This window comes from Enterococcus mediterraneensis, assembly GCF_900604485.1.
Classification (GTDB): domain Bacteria; phylum Bacillota; class Bacilli; order Lactobacillales; family Enterococcaceae; genus Enterococcus_C; species Enterococcus_C mediterraneensis.
This window is the reverse complement of record NZ_UWOP01000001.1, coordinates 2,209,029-2,227,306: the sequence shown is the minus strand read 5'-3', so window position 1 is coordinate 2,227,306 and position 18,278 is coordinate 2,209,029. Positions and strand designations below refer to the sequence as shown.

General features: G+C 42.3%; 14 protein-coding genes. 2 read left to right on the top strand and 12 right to left on the bottom strand.

Going from position 1 to position 18,278, the window contains the following annotated elements; translation table 11 throughout:
• Positions 1 to 132 precede the first annotated feature (132 nt).
• Both EFB00_RS11010 and EFB00_RS11005 read right to left on the bottom strand, forming a co-directional pair.
• The gene (locus EFB00_RS11010; RefSeq protein ID WP_122646840.1) at positions 133 to 1,506 is read right to left on the bottom strand and encodes a hemolysin family protein; all 1,374 of its coding nucleotides are present in this window, start codon (positions 1,504 to 1,506) and stop codon (positions 133 to 135) included.
• Between the two features lie 110 nt (positions 1,507 to 1,616).
• Positions 1,617 to 2,747: an AI-2E family transporter gene (locus EFB00_RS11005; RefSeq protein ID WP_122646839.1), complete on the bottom strand. Its 1,131-nt coding sequence runs from the start codon at positions 2,745 to 2,747 to the stop codon at positions 1,617 to 1,619.
• A 124-nt stretch (positions 2,748 to 2,871) separates the two neighbouring features.
• Here EFB00_RS11005 and EFB00_RS11000 point away from each other — a divergent pair, with 124 nt between their 5' ends.
• The gene (locus EFB00_RS11000) at positions 2,872 to 3,303 is read left to right on the top strand and encodes a GNAT family N-acetyltransferase (protein WP_122646838.1); all 432 of its coding nucleotides are present in this window, start codon (positions 2,872 to 2,874) and stop codon (positions 3,301 to 3,303) included.
• Between the two features lie 76 nt (positions 3,304 to 3,379).
• Here the strand turns inward: EFB00_RS11000 and EFB00_RS10995 are convergent, their stop codons facing one another.
• The 4 genes from EFB00_RS10995 to recX form a co-directional block, all read right to left on the bottom strand.
• Entirely contained in the window at positions 3,380 to 4,396 is a 1,017-nt protein-coding gene (locus tag EFB00_RS10995) for an N-acetylmuramoyl-L-alanine amidase family protein (protein ID WP_122646837.1), read from the bottom strand.
• A 133-nt stretch (positions 4,397 to 4,529) separates the two neighbouring features.
• Complete coding sequence (ntdP, locus tag EFB00_RS10990) at positions 4,530 to 5,063, bottom strand: nucleoside tri-diphosphate phosphatase (RefSeq protein ID WP_122646836.1); 534 nt, start codon at positions 5,061 to 5,063, stop codon at positions 4,530 to 4,532.
• 91 nt (positions 5,064 to 5,154) lie between these two features.
• The gene (mutY, locus tag EFB00_RS10985; protein ID WP_122646835.1) at positions 5,155 to 6,315 is read right to left on the bottom strand and encodes an A/G-specific adenine glycosylase; all 1,161 of its coding nucleotides are present in this window, start codon (positions 6,313 to 6,315) and stop codon (positions 5,155 to 5,157) included.
• A complete protein-coding gene (gene recX / locus EFB00_RS10980; protein ID WP_122646834.1) occupies positions 6,305 to 7,105 on the bottom strand; it encodes a recombination regulator RecX in 801 nt (266 codons plus the stop codon). The genes mutY and recX overlap by 11 nt, the downstream gene beginning before the upstream one ends.
• 108 nt (positions 7,106 to 7,213) lie before the next feature.
• Between recX and rlmD the strand changes: the two genes are divergently transcribed.
• A complete protein-coding gene (gene rlmD, locus EFB00_RS10975; RefSeq protein ID WP_122646833.1) occupies positions 7,214 to 8,590 on the top strand; it encodes a 23S rRNA (uracil(1939)-C(5))-methyltransferase RlmD in 1,377 nt (458 codons plus the stop codon).
• A 25-nt stretch (positions 8,591 to 8,615) separates the two neighbouring features.
• Here the strand turns inward: rlmD and EFB00_RS10970 are convergent, their stop codons facing one another.
• From EFB00_RS10970 to EFB00_RS10945, 6 genes are all read right to left on the bottom strand, one after another.
• The gene (locus EFB00_RS10970; protein WP_122646832.1) at positions 8,616 to 8,813 is read right to left on the bottom strand and encodes a basic helix-loop-helix domain-containing protein; all 198 of its coding nucleotides are present in this window, start codon (positions 8,811 to 8,813) and stop codon (positions 8,616 to 8,618) included.
• 82 nt (positions 8,814 to 8,895) lie between these two features.
• Complete coding sequence (locus EFB00_RS10965; protein WP_122646831.1) at positions 8,896 to 13,251, bottom strand: PolC-type DNA polymerase III; 4,356 nt, start codon at positions 13,249 to 13,251, stop codon at positions 8,896 to 8,898.
• 249 nt (positions 13,252 to 13,500) lie between these two features.
• The gene (gene proS, locus EFB00_RS10960) at positions 13,501 to 15,150 is read right to left on the bottom strand and encodes a proline--tRNA ligase (RefSeq protein ID WP_164709468.1); all 1,650 of its coding nucleotides are present in this window, start codon (positions 15,148 to 15,150) and stop codon (positions 13,501 to 13,503) included.
• A gap of 48 nt (positions 15,151 to 15,198) precedes the next feature.
• Complete coding sequence (gene rseP / locus EFB00_RS10955; protein WP_122646829.1) at positions 15,199 to 16,467, bottom strand: RIP metalloprotease RseP; 1,269 nt, start codon at positions 16,465 to 16,467, stop codon at positions 15,199 to 15,201.
• Between the two features lie 160 nt (positions 16,468 to 16,627).
• Positions 16,628 to 17,422, bottom strand: a complete 795-nt coding sequence (locus tag EFB00_RS10950) for a phosphatidate cytidylyltransferase (RefSeq protein ID WP_122646828.1) — start codon at positions 17,420 to 17,422, stop codon at positions 16,628 to 16,630.
• Entirely contained in the window at positions 17,419 to 18,222 is an 804-nt protein-coding gene (locus EFB00_RS10945; RefSeq protein ID WP_122646827.1) for an isoprenyl transferase, read from the bottom strand. The genes EFB00_RS10950 and EFB00_RS10945 overlap by 4 nt, the downstream gene beginning before the upstream one ends.
• Positions 18,223 to 18,278: the final 56 nt, after the last annotated feature.

Genomic DNA, 18,278 nt, shown 5'->3' with positions numbered 1-18,278 from the left:
TTCAACTAGGATAGTATAGCATGGATCAATATAAAAGTTCAAAATTGTTTTTGAGGAAGTTATAAAATCCATAAAAAGAGAGCAAACCAAACGGCATGCTCTCTTGTCCCATCTGATCAGTAAAGATGTTTACTATCTGCGAGGTTCATCTTCTTCAAACTCTTTACGAAAATGCCGGCGTTCTTCTTCCGGTTCGACATCTGTATCTTCAGGATGGAAAAAAACTCTGATCTTCAATACGCGCGAACCTTCCATCTCTTCTGAGACCAACGTAATGTTGTCTACGTCAAAAGAAAGTTTCTCGCCTTCATCAGGAATCGTTCCCAACGCAGTGATCAAATAACCCGCCATCGTATCTACGTCGCTCATATGCAGATTTTCGTCAAATATTTCGTTGAATTCATCGATCAGCATCCGACCTTGGATCATATATTCGGACTCGTTGATCTGTTCATACATGTTTTCGACTTCATCTGATTCGTCATCGATCTCGCCGACGATTTCTTCCAACAGGTCTTCTAAAGTCACAACCCCAACGACACCGCCGTATTCATCCAGCAGGATCGCCATTTGGTTTTGTGTCCGTTTCAATTCGTAAAGCAGATCATCAATAAATACCGTTTCCGGCATAAACAACGGTTCTTGTAAAATATTATGCAGATCAAGTTTGTCAAATCCGACTTGATACGCTGCTTTTAATAGATTTTTCGTATGCAGGACACCGATAACTTTATCTTTATCCTCATCATAAACTGGAATACGAGAATAACTTTCAGACAAGATCTCTGATACGATATCATCTACTGGATCATTAACGTCCACCATAAATGCATCTGTACGTGGAACCATCACTTCTCTGGCAACTTTTGTATCTAATGAGAAAACTCCTTGAAGCATCTCACGTTCTTCGTCTTCCAAAACGCCTTCTGTTTCCAGCATGTACCGCATTTCGTCACGAGTCATCTTATCGTCTTCATCATCAAAATCCATCGGTGTGATCCGCGCCAACAAGCTAGTTGAAGCCGACAACAGCCAAACGAACGGTTTTGCGATCTTTCCTAAAGAACGAATGACTCCTGAAGTAAATGAAGCAACCTCTTCTGTTTTATTTAAAGCGATTCGTTTTGGATATAGTTCACCAAAAACAATGGAAACATATGTCAATATCGCAAGGACGATAACGCTGGAAATACTTTTTGCCGCAGGAATATCTCCCAACGCAGATGCCAAACGGCTGGATAATGTATCAGCAAGCGAAGCCCCAGATAAAATATTTACAAGGGTAATACCAACTTGAATCGTTGAAAGAAAATTGGTAGGATCCTCTAAGATTTTTAATAGTTTCTGTGACTTGACGTTCCCTTCTTCAGCTTTTTGCTCCACTCGGTTTTTATTGATAGAAACCAATGAAATTTCCGAAGCGGCTAAAAAAGCATTGATCAACGTAAGAACGATCAATAATAAAATTTGCGCTAAAAGCGACTGACTCTCCGGGTCAGCATTCATAATAGCAATCTCTCCTTATTTTTAAACAATTTTATAGAAAAAAAGCGTGGCATTCTGCCACGCTAAAATCGTATCACAAAGCGGTTTTCTTTGCAATAAAAAGCCCATCATCATAAATCATTTGTAGTATCTGTCAGCTTTTCTCGGCTTTCTTTGATCCGATTCGTGCGGATCAAACGAACAACGAACACAATGATCGTCCGGCAAATCGCATAAAAAGGAATCCCCAAGAAGATACCGAACAGACCAGCGATGTTCCCAGCCACGAGCAAAACTAAAATGATCGTTAGCGGATGGATCGACAAAGATTTGCCGATTACATTTGGATAGATCACATTACCGTCAATTTGTTGGACGACAAGCACGACTACGCAACACAATAACGCTGTGAAAGGTTCATTGAAGACTGTCGCTAACACTGCCGGCAAAAGTCCCAGATAAGGTCCCAGATAAGGGATCAAATTAGTGATCCCGGCGATAACGCCAAATAAAAAGGCATAGTCGACACCAATGATCAGATAGCCGATAAACGTGAATGTACCAACGAAGATACATTCGATAGCTTGTCCGCTGATATAATTAGACAACGTTTGATTCAATTGTCCCAATAGGTCAACGATCTCTTTTCGGTTTTTTTCCGGGAAAAAGCGTTGGATATTCGGCACTAGACGGTCACCGTCTTTCAGCATGTAAAAGAGAATAAACGGCACCGTTATGATCGTAACGGTTGTGGAAGCGACTGTGCTGAAAATCGATCCTAAACTATTTGACAACCCGCTTAAAAAGCGTTGGATAAGTGCTGAATAGGAAATATCCATTTTTTCGATCTGTTGTTCGATGTCGATCTGATTGAAGATCGGGTTTTCGATGAATTTCCTCGCCCAATTTTGCATATTGCTTACAAATGTCGGGATATTTTCAGCCAAAGAAGAAATCTGACTGACCAAGCTTGGGATCACGCTGAGAACCATCCACACCAGTACACCTACTAAAAGAATGAAAACCAGAATGACTGCGTAGATTCTTTTCATTTTCGTATACTTGATCAAAAAGTTGACGATCGGATTCAACACGTAATATAAAAAGCCGCCAATCAAGACCGGAAGAAATAACGTCGTGAAGAAAGTTCCGATCGGTTGGAACAAGAAATTTATTTTTGTTGAAACAAAGACCAATGTCGCTAGGATCAGTAGTTCAAGCGACCAAAACATCAATTTTGAATTTTTTAGTTTATCAAACAATGTCTTCCCTCCCTATGATCATATTATAACCTATCTTTAAAAAAACAGCTTGTCTTAATTGCGTTCTGATCAATTATTTTGCAGATCCTTCAACTTTAGGTATACTACTAACGAGGTGAGAAGAGTGATTATTGTACAAACTAAAGATACGATGAGTCAAATCTATTTGGATGCCTTGAAGATCCGCTATCAAGTATTTGTTAAAGAGCAAGGTGTTCAATTAGAAAGAGAGATCGACAAAGACGAAGCATACGCGGTGCATTTCGTACTCTACGAAGATAACGAAGCACTAGCTACAGTTCGTCTGTTGCCAGTGGATGAAACGACGATGAAACTGCAACGGATGGCGGTCAAAAAAGAAGCCCGTCATCGTGGTCTTGGCAACATCATCATTGCTGAAGCAGAAAAGTTTGCAAAACAACAAGGATTTACTACCATCAAATTAGGCGCGCAATTGACTGCCCAAGAATTTTATGAAAAAATGGGCTATCAAGCATATGGCGAAGTTTTCCTTGATGCTGGCATTCAGCACATCGCAATGAAAAAAGAATTATAAACAAGATGAGACAAACGCATGAATTTAGCCTTTGTCTCATCTTGTTTGTTTTTATTTTTGTTTTTATCCTTGCCATTTATTCTTTTTCAACATTCCAGATAAGATAATCTTCATCAGCAAATTTTTTCACACTGGCTAAAACCGCTTGAGCAACTTTTTGGCGATATTCTTCTGTCGTGATGACTTGCAGATCCTCATCGGAATTCATATACCCGAGCTCCAACAGCAGACTAGGAATATATGTTTCTCGGATCACATAATAATTTCCTTCTCGTACCCCATTATTATTAAGCGTTGATTCCTTCGCTAATTCCTGAGTAACAGTCTCAGCAAATTTTTTCATTTTATCGTAGTAATAGTACGTAGTGAATCCCTTCATCACATTTGCGTAGTCATAATTATCGTAATGAAAACTAAGAAACAGATCAGAATTTTTTTCCAGACTGAATTCAGTGATTTCCGATAGTTCCAAATAGGTGTCTTCGGTGCGAGTATAAATCACGTTTATCCCGGCTTTTTCAAGAACTTCTCCAGCAGCCAGCGCAGTCTTCAAGGTCAATTCTTTTTCCATGACCGTTTCATCATTACTGACCGCACCTGAATCCATCCCGCCATGCCCCGCGTCTAAAACAACGGTCAACTGCTGCAGCTGTTTTGGTTCCTTATAGCGAGTGATCTCTTTGATTTTAGTGTTTTCCTTTGAGATATAGCCGGTCTTTCCTTTGTTTGTCTGAACATGGATCCAATTTTTTTCTTCACCTAAATAAGCGGTCCATTCTCCCCGATGGAGCTTTTCTTGGACTGCGCTGTTTTCATCCGCCTGTTTATACAAAGCAACGAAATCATTCTCAGTAACTACTGCTGAATCATAGAGTTTGGGGTCCACATAAACTTGGACCAATTTTTCAGTAGTTTCTTCTCGAACAGGTTCTTCTGGTTCAGAACTTGTGATCGTTTTTTCAGTGGATACTTCTGAGTTATCCGGAGGGGATGATTGTTTCGTGCTGGCCCCCAAACTGGCACAAATAACGATCGCTAACAAAAAAATAACAAGTATAACGTGTCTTGATTTAACGGAGAAGTTTTTATTCATAGGCTGTCCTGCTTTTCATTGATACTTTTATTTTACTTTACATACCTTAATCTTGTCTTAAATCAGCTCCTGATGTAAGAGGGCAAAATTGTTATAAAAAAACAACAGGCAATAGAGCACCTGCTGTTTTTCCTCATTTACGTGACAATTGCTTGTAGCGGTTATACCAAATATCAATATAGCCTTCTGAGAATGGTCCTTTACCATTATTGATCCAGTCTACCAGTATTTTGACATTTTCTTTTAAAATATAGTCAATGTCATCAGGATAATGCATGATCTTGCTGTGCAATTCATACTCATCCACATCTAATAAACGTTTTTCACCATCTGGAAATACCTTGATATCTAAATCATAATCGATATATTTCAAGGCTTCGTCATCCAATAAATAGGGTGAAGCTAGATTACAATAATAGGAAACCCCCTTTTCTCTGATCATTGCTATTACATTGAACCAGTATTTTTTGTGAAAATAAACGATTGCTGGTTCGCGTGTTACCCAACGGCGGCCATCTGACTCGGTCACTAATGTGTGATCGTTCACGCCGATCATTGAATACTCACTTGTTTTCAATACCATCGTATCACGCCACGTTCGATGCAAATTGCCATCATGTTTGTAACTCTGGATGGAAACAAACTCTCCCTCTTTAGGAACTCGCATAGCTACCCTTCCCTCAGCAGTCTTACTGCATTTGTTTGGGTGTTCATTACACCGACATCGTAAACATTATAGCAATAAAAAAAGGCTTTGCCTAGAAATCTTTATCTGATAAATGATTTTTCTTCAACTGTTCCACTAATTTTTGCTGCGGCTTAGGAAATACATACTCATTGAAAGCATTTACGGAAGCAAAACGCTGATTCTCTTCCAGTTCTTTTTGTTCCGTTCGTCCGTAAAATAAAAGCACATGCCATTTCAAATGGCTAAAAATATGGGTGATCTCACCTAGATGCCGTTTTTGCCAGACTACTTTCTGATCAAAGAACTCCGGCAGCTCCGATTCCTCAGCTACAAATAATGAAAGCTGTTCATCTGTTTTCTTCTGCCATTCCTTCAGCAGACGTTGATACTCCGTCTCGGAAACTTCCATTAGCGGAAATGTCCACATGGAGGCCAAAAGACCGCTGGCAGGACGCTGTTGCAGCAGATACTCGCCTTTAGAGTTTTCAAGAGCGGTAGCTACATAATAAACATCTTTAGGTTTGAGTTTTTTCGTTTTGACAGGAAAATCTTCTTGACGACCGTCCTTGTAGGCTAAACAGAAATCCTGCAATGGACATTCCGCACATTCTGGCGATGTTGGTGTACAGATTCTTGACCCCAGATCCATCAAGGCTTGATTGAATTCTCCTGGTTCTTCGTGTGAAATGATTTTTCGCATCGCTTCGTCAAACGTTTTGCGGCTGCTGGCTTTAGCGATATCTTCATCGATCTCGAATAGACGGCTGACGACCCGCATCACGTTACCATCGATCGCCGGTTCCGGCAGACCAAAGGCGATACTAGCAATCGCTCCGGCGGTATACGGACCGATCCCTTTTAGCTTTCGGATCTCCTCGATAGTTTTCGGCATCTCTCCGTGGTACTCGTCGACGATCTGCTGAGCCGCGATTTTTAAATTTCGTGCGCGGGAATAATAGCCTAATCCTTCCCAAACTTTTAAAAGTTTCTGTTCATCTGCCGCCGCCAAATCATGAATCGTCGGGAACAATTCCATAAAACGGTAATAATACCCAATGACTGTTTCTACTCGTGTCTGCTGGAGCATGATCTCCGAGATCCAAATGGCATAAGGATCAGAGGTCGCCCGCCACGGCAGATTGCGTTTTTCCCGATGATACCATTCTAAAAACTCCGCCTGTAATCTGGCGACAGTTTCCGGTGATAACTCGTTCCATTTCTCATTCTTCATCTTCTAATCCTTTTTCTTCTAAAAATCGTTGGATTTCCTCTAACTGAAATCCTTTTTGAAATAAGCTTTGTTTGATCTTATTGTCGCGTTCTCTAGGTGCTTTTCGTTGATGGCGCCGCCAGAGCCGTTCGCCTTCTTTTACCAGCGCTTCGTATTCGTCGTCTTCTTGTTTATCAAAAGGAAGATCTTCCATTACCAGACTGATGACATCTCCGGAAAAACCTTTTTGCATCAATGCCGTCCGCACCTTCTGGATCGTTTCCTTGTAACTTTTCCCGTGGATCCGCCGTAGACTTTTTTCAGCTACATGGCTGGCGACTTCTAATTGTTGGTCAAAGGAATACAAAGTGATGACCTGCTCGATCAATTCTTCTGTCAGTCCTTTTTGACGAAGCTGCTGCTTGACGACAGTCGGTCCTTTGTCAGAAGTACGCATCTGTGTTCGTACATAGCTTTCACCATAGATCCGATCATCCACGACTCCCAAGTCTTTTAAACGACTGATAATCCGATTGCGATCTTCTGCCGGGATTTCTTTTTCTTTTAGGAAACTGCGGACTTCTTTTTCAGAACGCAATTGATAGCTGATATAATTCATCGCTAATTGGACGCCTAAGTCATATCCCGTATTTTTTTGAAGTTTTTTAAAGTCCTCTTCGGAAAGTTCCATCCCCTTCAACAGACGATGACGGACCAGCATATCCTCTGAAACTCGAAGCTGTTCACCGTTAGAAAACTCGACTGTGAAAAAATTGCTTTTGCCTTTACTGATACGTACTACTGTGATCAATGCTGTTTCCTCCTTGCGAACATATATTCTAGTTTATCATAAAAATTATATTTCTCTACCTAAACTGTGTTAAAATAAACCGAGAAATTATTTTGAAAAGGAGTTCTTATGTCCGAACAAATCCTTAAAAACGGCCAAACAATAAAACTAAAAATCAAACGCCTAGGTATCAACGGTGAAGGAATCGGCTATTATAAACGCTTGATCGTCTTCGTTCCGAAAGCACTGCCTACAGAAGAGGTCATGGTCAAAGTCACTAAAGCCACCCCTCGTTTTGCGGAAGCGCAGCTGACAAAGATCGTCAAAAGCAGTCCGGATCGTATCACACCTCCTTGTCCTTTTTACGATCGTTGCGGCGGTTGTCAGTTGCAGCATTTGGCGTATCCACAACAATTAGATTTCAAACGGGACTTGCTGAAACAGTCTCTTGAAAAATTCAAACCCGCCGGCTATAAAAATTATCGTCTTTTAAAAACTATCGGAATGGAAGATCCTTGGCATTACCGCAACAAAGCCCAATTCCAACTGCGTTATAATGAAACCGCCAAACGAGCAGAAGCCGGACTTTATGAAGCGGACTCTCATCGCTTGGTCGCCATTGATAATTGTCTAGTCCAGCATGAAAATACACAAAAAGTTATCAATACCGTCGTTCAGCTGATCAATAAATATCAGCTACCGATTTATAACGAGCGGAAAAATTCTGGCATCTTGCGGACACTGATGGTGCGAGAAGGCATCCAAACCGGCGAGATCCAGCTGGTCTTCATCACCAGTACACCGAAACTGCCGCAAAAAAACGCGCTGATCCGCGAGATCAATCAGCGTCTGCCTAAAGTCGTTTCCATCATGCAAAATGTCCAAAAACAAAAGACCTCTGTCGTTATGGGAGATGAAACGATCCATCTGTGGGGCAAAGAAAGTATTCGCGAAAAATTGAATGATCTGACTTTTGATTTATCAGCCCGCGCCTTTTTCCAATTGAACCCGGAACAAACAGCCGTTTTATACGGTGAAGCCCGTAAAGCGTTGGCGCTTCAAAAAGACGAAACATTAGTAGACGCCTACTGCGGTGTCGGCACCATCGGCTTGAGTCTTGCGCCTTTGGCTAAAGAGATCCGCGGAATGGACATCATTCCCCAAGCGATCGATGACGCTCGGAAAAATGCACAGGATATGGGCTTTACCAATACCCATTATGAAACAGGAACAGCTGAAACCCTGCTGCCTAAATGGCTAAAAGAAGGTTTTGAACCGGATGCAGTCGTTGTCGATCCGCCTCGGACCGGATTGGATCAGCAGCTTCTGCAAACTTTGATCAAATATCCATCAGAAAAATTAGTTTATATCTCCTGCAATGTTTCGACTTTAGCTCGTGATTTGGTAACATTAGCAAAAGTCTACGATATTCATTATTTACAGTCCGTCGATATGTTCCCTCAGACTGCTCGTTGCGAAGTCGTTGTAAAAATGACCAAAAAGTAAAAAAGAAGGAATGGCTGAATCTCAGCTATTCCTTCTTTTTATTCTCTGAAACAGGCGGTTGGTCCCATAATTTAGGACTCCAAATATTGCCTTCTAGTGCAACTTGAAGACTTTCATTATCATCTTCCAATTGCTCGATATAACGGATCGCTTCTTGGATCACCAATGCGTTCTCAGGACTCTCCAATGCTGAAAGCTGTTCTTCCAACCATTTATTCCGCATCCTTCTCACCTCATTCTCAGTTTATCATAGATCAAAACCAGCTAAGGTGTTTGGTGCTTGTAGATGTTTCTGCAGATATCTCTTACAGCATGTCGAATAATGATAATTGGTTTTCGTCAGGAAGATCTTTTAGTACCCCTTGCTCTGTCATATAGTCGATCAGTGTCTTGGAGACTTTCCCGCGATTGGCCAGATCTTCTTTTGACAAGAATGGGCCATCTTTCCGAGCTTCCACGATTTGTTTGGCCACGTTTGATCCCAAACTTGGTACTGCTCGGAATGGTGCAATCAATTTATTGCCTTCGATCACGAAATTATTAGCATCGGATTTGTATAAATCGATCATTCCAAATTCATAGCCGCGTTCCAACATTTCATTGGCTAATTCCAAAACTGTCAGCATATTTTTTTCTTTCGTAGAAGCATCCATACCTTTGTCTGTGATCTCTTTCATGCTGGCTTTGACGGCGTCTTTTCCTTTTGCCATAGCTACCAAATCGAAATCATCAGCACGTACAGAAAAATATGCACAATAATACAAAATTGGGAAGTAGACTTTGAAATATGCCACCCGCAACGCCATCAAAACATAGGCTGCCGCATGGGCTTTCGGGAACATGTATTTGATTTTCGAGCAAGAGTCGATGTACCATTCGGGAACATTGTTTTCTCTCATGGCTTTCAAATAAGTTTCCCGCAGTTCTTCAGGGATCTTGTTCCATTGTCCTTTACGCACGGTTTCCATGATCTTGAAGGCCATCCCGCTTTCAAGACCGGCGTGCATCAAGTAAACCATGATGTCATCCCGACAACCGATAACGTTCGCTAATGTCGCTTCACCGCGGCGGATCAACTCTTCCGCATTACCCAGCCAAACGTCCGTACCATGTGATAGTCCGGAAATTTGTAAAAGCTCCGCAAAAGTCGACGGATGGGTCTCTTCCAACATGCCCCGTACAAAACGGGTACCAAATTCAGGAATCCCCAATGTTCCGGTCTTAGAATAGATCTGTTCTTCCGTCACATCCAAAACGTCCGGTCCGGCAAAGATCCGCATTACTTCCGGATCATCAGTCGGGATCGTTTTAGGATCAACTCCGGAAAGATCCTGCAGCATCCGGATAACGGTAGGATCATCGTGTCCTAGAATATCAAGTTTCAAAATATTGTCATGGATCGAATGGAAATCAAAGTGAGTGGTTTTCCATTCCGCATTCAAATCATCAGCGGGATATTGGATCGGTGTGAAATCATAGACATCCATATAGTCAGGGATAACGATGATCCCCCCCGGGTGCTGCCCGGTAGTCCGCTTGACACCAGTCGCGCCTTTTGCCAGCCGATCGACTTCTGCTCCGCGGAAATGCAAGTTGTGATCGCGTTCGTAGCCTTTTACGAAGCCGTATGCGGTCTTATCCGCTACGGTACCAATCGTTCCTGCCCGATAGACATAATCCTCACCAAAAAGCACCTTCGTATAATTATGGGCTTCTGGCTGATATTCACCAGAGAAGTTCAAATCGATATCGGGCACTTTATCTCCGTGGAAGCCTAGGAAAGTTTCGAAGGGGATATCATGACCGTCTTTTTTCAAGCGTGTACCGCATTTTGGACAGGCTTTTTCCGGCATATCAAAACCAGAACCGTAAGAGCCGTCTTCGTAAAACTCGGAATACTGACACTCTGGGCAATAATAGTGAGGCGCCAGTGGATTGACCTCTGTGATCCCGGTCATTGTGGCAACAAAACTGGAACCCACCGATCCCCGTGAACCAACCAGATAACCATCGGCATTGCTTTTATGCACTAATTTTTGAGCAATCAGATAGATAACGGAAAACCCGTTACCGATGATGGAATTCAATTCCTTTTCCAATCGTTTTTCAACGATCTCCGGTAAAGGATCGCCGTATAATTCCTTCGCCCGTTGATAACTTAGATCTGTGATCTCTTGTTCAGAACCGGGGATCTTTGGTGTATACAGCTGATCTTTGACTGGGATCACGGTTTCGCATAGATCCGCGATCTTATTTGGATTTTCCACCACGATCTCTTTAGCGGTCTCTGCTCCTAAAAATTGAAAGGCTGTCAGCATCTCATCAGTCGTTCGGAAGTGGACATCCGGCAAGCTGTGACGATTCAACGGATTCGCCCCGCCCATCGAGTTGATCAAAATCTTGCGATAAATGGCGTCTTCTTCATTCAAGTAATGAACATTCCCGGTAGCAACGACCGGTTTATCCAATTCACGACCGATCTCTACCAAATTGCGGATGATCTCTTCCAAGTCTTTTTCATTTTTGATCAATTCTTGTTCAATCAATGGTGCATAGACCGCTTTAGGCATGACCTCGATATAATCGTAAAATTTCGCCAATTCGCGAGCGGCATCGATCCCTTTTTGCATCATCGCCACGAAAACTTCCCCTTTGTCGCAGGCGGTACCTACTAAAAGCCCTGAACGCAATTTGACTAATTCAGAACGAGGGATCCGGGGAACTTTGTCATGGAAATATTTGACGTTTGACATAGAGATCAATTTAAACAGATTTTTCAATCCGTCTTGGGTTTGCGCTAAAATCGTCGCATGGAACGGCCGCGCCGCTTTGAAGGAATTCTCTCCTCCTACATGGCGGTTCAGATCATCGTGATAGAACATCTCATGATTTTCCATCGCTTCTTTGACAAAGATCCATGCCAAATGTCCAGTCGCTTCCGAGTCATAGATGGCCCGGTGATGCTGTTCCAATCCGACACCGAATTTTTTCGATAATACGCCCAAACCGAATCGTTTGAATTCCGGATACAAGTAACGTGCCAACTCCAGCGTATCGATCACCGGATTTTGCGCTTCCGGCATCCCTAGTCGGCGATAAGTCGTATTCAGAAAGCCCATATCAAATGACGCGTTGTGGGCTACCAAGATCGTATCTTTAGAAAATTCCCGGAACAATTCTAAGACTTCTCTTTCTGATTTGGAACCCCGCACCATTTCATCAGTGATCCCTGTCAGATTGATAGTCGTATTGGATAATGGGTGACCGGGATCGATAAATTCGTCAAAGGTGGCGATCACGTTCCCTTTATGCATCTTGACTGCCGCCAATTCGATGATCGTATCATAAACCGCCGACAGACCCGTCGTTTCCACGTCAAACACTACATAAGTAGAATCCGTCAAGGAAAGGTGCTGATCATTGTAGGCGATCAAAACACCGTCATCCACGATATTCGCTTCAACGCCGTATAAGATTTTCACGCCTGCTTTTTTACCAGCTTGGTGAGCTTCCGGAAAGGCTTGGGCACCGCCGTGATCCGTGATGGCGATGGCTTTGTGTCCCCATTTTCCAGCTTGGGCTACTAATTCTCCCACATTGGCTGTCGCATCCATCGTACTCATATTGGAATGTAAGTGTAATTCTACCCGTTTTTCGCCTTCAGGGGCATAATCTTTGCGTTCAGCATGTTTGACTTCCACCAAATCTTGCGCGTTCATGACCAGATCCCGCATGAAGGTGTCTTCTTGGATACTTCCTCGAACTTTCAGCCAACTGCCTTTGGCGATCGCGTCAAAGATCTGTTCATCCGTTTCATTATTGGAAAATTTCTTGACAATAAAAGATGATGTATAGTCAGTGATTTTCAGGGTCAAGATCTTGCGTTTCGAGCGCAGTTCCCGCACTTCTTTATCAAAAACATAACCTTCGATGGTGATCCGTCGTTCTTCTTCCAAGATATTTCCCATCGGTGTGATAGGTTCATCTGCTGGAATATTGCGCCCCAGTTGGATCGGGCCTTCTAAAACAGGTCCCCGTTCCTTCTTCTCTTTTTTCCGCTGTTCGTGAGCCGCAAGATTATCCGCAGCCTGCTGCATGAAGACTTGCGCCTGTTCTTCTTTTCTAGCTTCCAATTCCTTTAATGCCGCTTGCGCCTGCTGTTCATCTACCCGCGGTTCGATCCGAAATGCTGGAAATCCTACACGGCGATAACTTTGTTCCACGATCGGCAAATATTGTTGGACAAGATATGGAATGACCGCTTCATTGGAGATCGGTAAAAGTACTTTTTTATCTTTTAATAAAGGCAATTGCGATTTGATCGTCTGTTGGGCTAACTGAGTATCACAACTATGGTTTGCAATGGCTACCGCCCAATATTCTTGTAAAAGCAATTCATCGAAATCTGATGTTTTCGTTTCGATCGTCAATGCGACTTTCGCAATATCCTTGAAAGCCATCTCAAGATGCTGACGGAAAGATTGATACAAAAAGACCGGCAGTATCTGATCAAAAGTGATAACAAAAGACCAAACCTTCGATTGCCGATGAACTATTACTTCTTTGATTTCACCTGTAGAAATTAAGGGATGTTGTCGTTCTTCTGGCTCAAGTTGGATCTGATCCAAAAGTATTGCAAACGTTTCTCGATTCTCTGACAAGTTAACTTCCTCCCTTGTTTTTCATTCAACAGTTTCTAGTATAACGTGCTTTGATTGATTTTTCATTAAAAAAAAGAGTGTTAAACCAAAGACATATAAAAAGCAGAATGCCCCAACGATTAAATGCACGTTTTCAAGAAAATCATCTTTGCATAATGAAACAACGATTTTTTCTAACATTGGGGTAGTCTGCTTTATTACTGCTTGTTTCTCACAGTATTCAATTTTTTTACGATTAGATAAATGTATCTACTCTTCTGAGCCAGATAAAATAGCCAGCGTATCGAACAATTCTTCTTTACGGACCTCCACCATAGCACCGGTATGTTTGATGGTGATCTCTACGATTCCTTCCGCCGCCTTTTCACCAACACTAAGACGTAAAGGACAACCGATCAGATCAGCGTCTTTGCTTTTTCTATCTGTCGCCACTTTGCGATCATCTATTAAAACATCATAACCTCTTTCAGTTAAGGATGCTTCCAACTCCGCAACTAACTGTGACTGAGCAAGATCCGCAACATCAAATTGCAGCAGATGCACGGCAAACGGCGCGATCTCATCCGGCCAATGCAGTCCTTCTTCATCCGCGTACTGTTCCACGATCGCCGCAAACAGATGGTTCACATCTAATTCATAACTGCCGAGGGCAAATGATATATTCTCTTCCGCCTCATTTAAAGCAAGAGCTTTCATTTCAGTGCTCTTTGTTTTTTTGAAAAGGCGGCTTAAACGGATCCCTCTGGCAAGAGCCAAAACTCCTTGACCGTCAGGAGAGATCTCACCGATTTCCGCAAATCGAAAATCGCCAAACGCTTTCGGCTGAAAATCTCGTTTTGGGTCAACATTCAAAAACCATTGATGTTTTGTATTAGCGCCAACCATTCCATTGGTTACATCTTTCACATAATGATCCGCATAAAGTTCGATCGTTTCAGGTAAATTTATAGGACTTACGGTCACCGGATCAGCATCAATATATGATGAGATTTTCTCATCCGATATCTTAATGAAACGGTCAGCTTGCAAATATTTTCTTACTTTGTTCGGATTTACTTGATGGTCCCCGCGTGTCAATATCATGACTGGACGGCCATCAGCTAAAAATAATTCTGCTCTGACGGCTTTCTTATAATCGACCTCAAAATAATCTGCTGCGGCTATCAGAGAATCCGCATCCGGCGCAGATTTTTTTTCAAGCTCACCAATGCTGGCATGCAGTCGTTTGGGGATATATTGACTGGCGGCTATTTCTTTATGCGCCGCATAATCACTTTCTGTGGAATAGAAAAAAGTTTCCTCACCGATTTCAGAAACCGCTATAAATTCTTTGGCCTCAGCAATACCTTTTGCGGCATCGTTGCCGTTGATCTCACGTACTTCGATTTTACAGCGAGCAAATATTCTTCGATAGACTTCTTCGTATCGGCGAAAAAAATCTTCCAAATTCCCCTCATTCTCATGAAAAGAGCGGCCTTCTTGCAAAAGATATTCCTGACTTTTCAGCCAGCCAAATCGAATAGGCGACTTTTCCCGCAACTTTGTTTGAAATTGAAACAGATGGAGGGGCAATTGAGTGGTGGAATAAATATCTTGGGTCAGCAGTGCGACAAAAGGATCCTCAGTAACTTTTTCTGTTTCATAAATTTCCGGATCTTTTTGCCATATTTCTGTAGACTGCTGAGACGGCAGCAAAATTTCTTGACCACCGATATCCGCTAATTCCTCCCGGATGATCCCTTTGATCTTTTCAATCACCCGGTGAGCTAGCGGCAAATAACAATAAGAACCTGATGCAAATTGACGAATGTACCCTGCCCGAACTAACACGTAAAAATGCGGTTCATCCATTGTCGGTAAATCTTCTAACGTTGGGATCAGCATTTGCGACTGTTTCATTTTTTTCTCCTTCATTCCAGATCATTATTTCAAGAATACTAATTTTGGTTAAAAGAAAAACCGCTGGATATCATTCCATGTCACCAGCACCATCAACACCATCAGCAACCCAAATCCGATCAGTGTCAATATTCCTTCTTTTTCTTGACTTAATGGTTTGCCGCGGACGCCTTCAATAATATTCAACACCAGTTTGCCTCCGTCTAATGCGGGAATTGGCAATAGATTGAAGATCCCCAGATTTATCGACAAAACAGCCATCAGCAAAATAACTGTCGTCACTCCTTGTTCTGCGGCTTGCGAAGACATTTGGAACATCGCTACTGGTCCGCCTAATTTGTTGATATCCGGATGTACGATCAAGCTGCCTAATGCTTTGAAAATAGCCAATGAATTATCCAAAGTCATTGTAAAGCCGCCTGTTATGATAGCTGAGAAACTGTCATCCATCGGGGCGTAAATGCCTAGTTTCCCAACAGTCTGATCGCCTTCTTTTTCCGCTTCTGGAACAACCGTTTTTTCAAAAGTCTCTTGCCCTCTTTGGATCTCAAAATTCAGCTTTTTCTCAGGATTCTTTGTAATGATCGTAGTCAATTCTTCCCAGCTGTTGATTTTTTCTCCATCCACCTGCAAGATTTTATCATTCTCTTTCAGACCCGCTTGTGCCGCAGCGCCATTTTCCACTACTCGACCGATCCCATTGGTGTCTAAAACCGCAGTTCCGCCTTGAATAAATGTAAACACAATAAACAAAATAATCGCCAAGATGAAATTGTTCATCGGTCCGGCAAAATTTGTCAGCATCCGTTCCCACAACTTAGCAGATTGGAATTGAACATCCCGGGGAGCGATTCGAACTTCGGTACCGTCTTGTTCAATGATCGTAGCGTCATGCAAAACTTGATAGGTCTCCAAATGACTTTCATCACCGTTGACATACCCTGATATAGTCAGCTGATCTTCCAAATCAAATTCCACCAATTCCATTGGTATGCCATTTGGTAATTGAACTTTTTTACTCGTATTGATCTTCGTTATTTTTCCTTCATCATTTTGGACTAAAGAAATCGGCATTCCCGGCGCAAGTTCGGTCTCATCTTCCCCCATTCCTGCCATTCGAACATACCCGCCGATCGGCAACAGCCGCAACGTATATGTAGTACCGTCTTTTCCTTGATGTCCGTAGATCTTTGGTCCCATACCGATAGCAAATTCACGAACTAGGATCCCTGCCCGTTTGGCAAAAAAGAAATGGCCAAATTCATGTATGATTACAATAACACCAAAGACAATAATGAATGTCAAAGCTGTTTTCATCTTTTTTCCTCACTTTCAAAACCGTATTAAAAAATATTAAAATTCTTTCTCATTTTAGCACATTCAAAAAGATTAACCAATACAGCATTTTTCCTGCTTGATTTCAACAAAGGTATAAAAAAACTGCAGCGGCATAGTGATCCAACTGCAGTTAAGATTTTTAAAATACACCCAATAAGTGCATAAGGGGAAAAACGAACAACAGGCTGTCGAAGCGATCCAAGATCCCGCCATGTCCTGGCAAGATATTTCCAGAATCCTTCACATCATAATGGCGTTTGATAGCTGATTCAACCAAGTCGCCGAATTGTCCAACAACTGAAAAGACGATGGTCAATAAGATCATGACCAATGTACCGTGTCCAAAGTATTCTTTTCCAGGAAACAGTAATAGGTAGATGGCAGCAACTACCACTGCGCTAATGATTCCGCCGATCGCGCCTTCAATAGTTTTATTAGGTGAGATTTCTGGCCATAATTTATTTTTTCCATATTTACGGCCTACCATATAGGCTCCGATATCTGTCGCCCAAACGATAAACAAACCGAAAATCAATACCACTAAGCTTTCCATTCTGGCAGCCACGAAGTTTTGGAATCCGACGCCGACATATAAACTCACGATCACCGGAAATCCTGCTTCATCGATAGTATAGGTATTTTTAGAAATAACCGATACTCCCAACAGCACCATGACTGTCAAATAAAACAGTAGGAATTGGTTGTTTTCTCCTGAAGAAAGCCAATCCATGATCGGCAGAACCAGGAAGACTGCCCCGATCGCAGAAATGATCCCTTCAAAACTGACGATATCCAATCCTTTCATTCGGAATAACTCATAGACGCCCACCACTGCTAGTAAAGCCGCAGTAACTTCAATGGCAATGCCGCCGACATAGACGATCGGTAAAAAAATCACCAATGCCACGACAGCAGTTATAACACGTTGTCTCACTTTTTATCCTCCTCTTTATTCTTTAGTCCGCCGAAACGCCGATCGCGATTTTGAAATGCCGCGATCGCATCCTCTAACAATGAGCCATCAAAATCCGGCCACAAAGCAGGCGTAAAAAAGAATTCGCTATAAGCGATTTGCCACAGCAAGAAATTGCTGATCCGTTCTTCGCCGCTGGTACGAATCACCAGTTCAGGATCCCGCAATTCCGGTTCTAAAAATCCAGTCATTAAATGATCCGCCACCATTTCTTCGGTGATAGCATCCGCGGATAGTTTTTCTGCCGATAGTTTTTTTACGATTTCTTTGACACCGGTAACGATTTCTGCTCGACTGCCGTAATTCAAGGCAAAATTCAAAACCATCCCAGTATTTTCTTTCGTCTGCTCAATGGCGCGTTTAACAGCGTCTTGAGTATGAGCCGGCAAAAATTCCGTATAGCCCATGACATGGACTTTGACATTTTCTTTGATCAATTCCGGAACAAATTTATCAAAGAAATCCACCGGCAACTGCATCAAAAAATTGACTTCCTCTGTGGGACGTTTCCAATTTTCAGTAGAAAAGGCATATAAGGTCAAGACTTTGACGCCAAGTTTTGAGGCATGTTTCGTTACCTTTTTAACAGTTTCCATTCCCTCTTTATGCCCTGCGATCCGCGGTAATCTGCGATTCTGCGCCCAGCGGCCGTTACCATCCATGATGATCGCGATATGTTTGGGGATCGGACCATCAGCTGCAAAAACAAATTCGCTTGTTTCTTGAATGTATTTATTTTTTTGCGGGAAAAAACGCAGCATAATCTTAGCTCCTAACGAATTTACATTTTATCTTCCCTATTATACCAATAAAATAG

What these genes read in the sequence shown, in the direction of transcription:
- EFB00_RS11010 (WP_122646840.1), bottom strand. Translation starts at nt 1,506, where the DNA reads ATGAATGCTGACCCGGAGAGTCAGTCGCTTTTAGCGCAAATTTTATTA.
- EFB00_RS10995 (WP_122646837.1), bottom strand. Translation starts at nt 4,396, where the DNA reads ATGAATAAAAACTTCTCCGTTAAATCAAGACACGTTATACTTGTTATT.
- ntdP (WP_122646836.1), bottom strand. Translation starts at nt 5,063, where the DNA reads ATGCGAGTTCCTAAAGAGGGAGAGTTTGTTTCCATCCAGAGTTACAAA.
- mutY (WP_122646835.1), bottom strand. Translation starts at nt 6,315, where the DNA reads ATGAAGAATGAGAAATGGAACGAGTTATCACCGGAAACTGTCGCCAGA.
- rlmD (WP_122646833.1), top strand. Translation starts at nt 7,214, where the DNA reads ATGTCCGAACAAATCCTTAAAAACGGCCAAACAATAAAACTAAAAATC.
- EFB00_RS10970 (WP_122646832.1), bottom strand. Translation starts at nt 8,813, where the DNA reads ATGCGGAATAAATGGTTGGAAGAACAGCTTTCAGCATTGGAGAGTCCT.
- proS (WP_164709468.1), bottom strand. Translation starts at nt 15,150, where the DNA reads ATGAAACAGTCGCAAATGCTGATCCCAACGTTAGAAGATTTACCGACA.
- rseP (WP_122646829.1), bottom strand. Translation starts at nt 16,467, where the DNA reads ATGAAAACAGCTTTGACATTCATTATTGTCTTTGGTGTTATTGTAATC.
- EFB00_RS10945 (WP_122646827.1), bottom strand. Translation starts at nt 18,222, where the DNA reads ATGCTGCGTTTTTTCCCGCAAAAAAATAAATACATTCAAGAAACAAGC.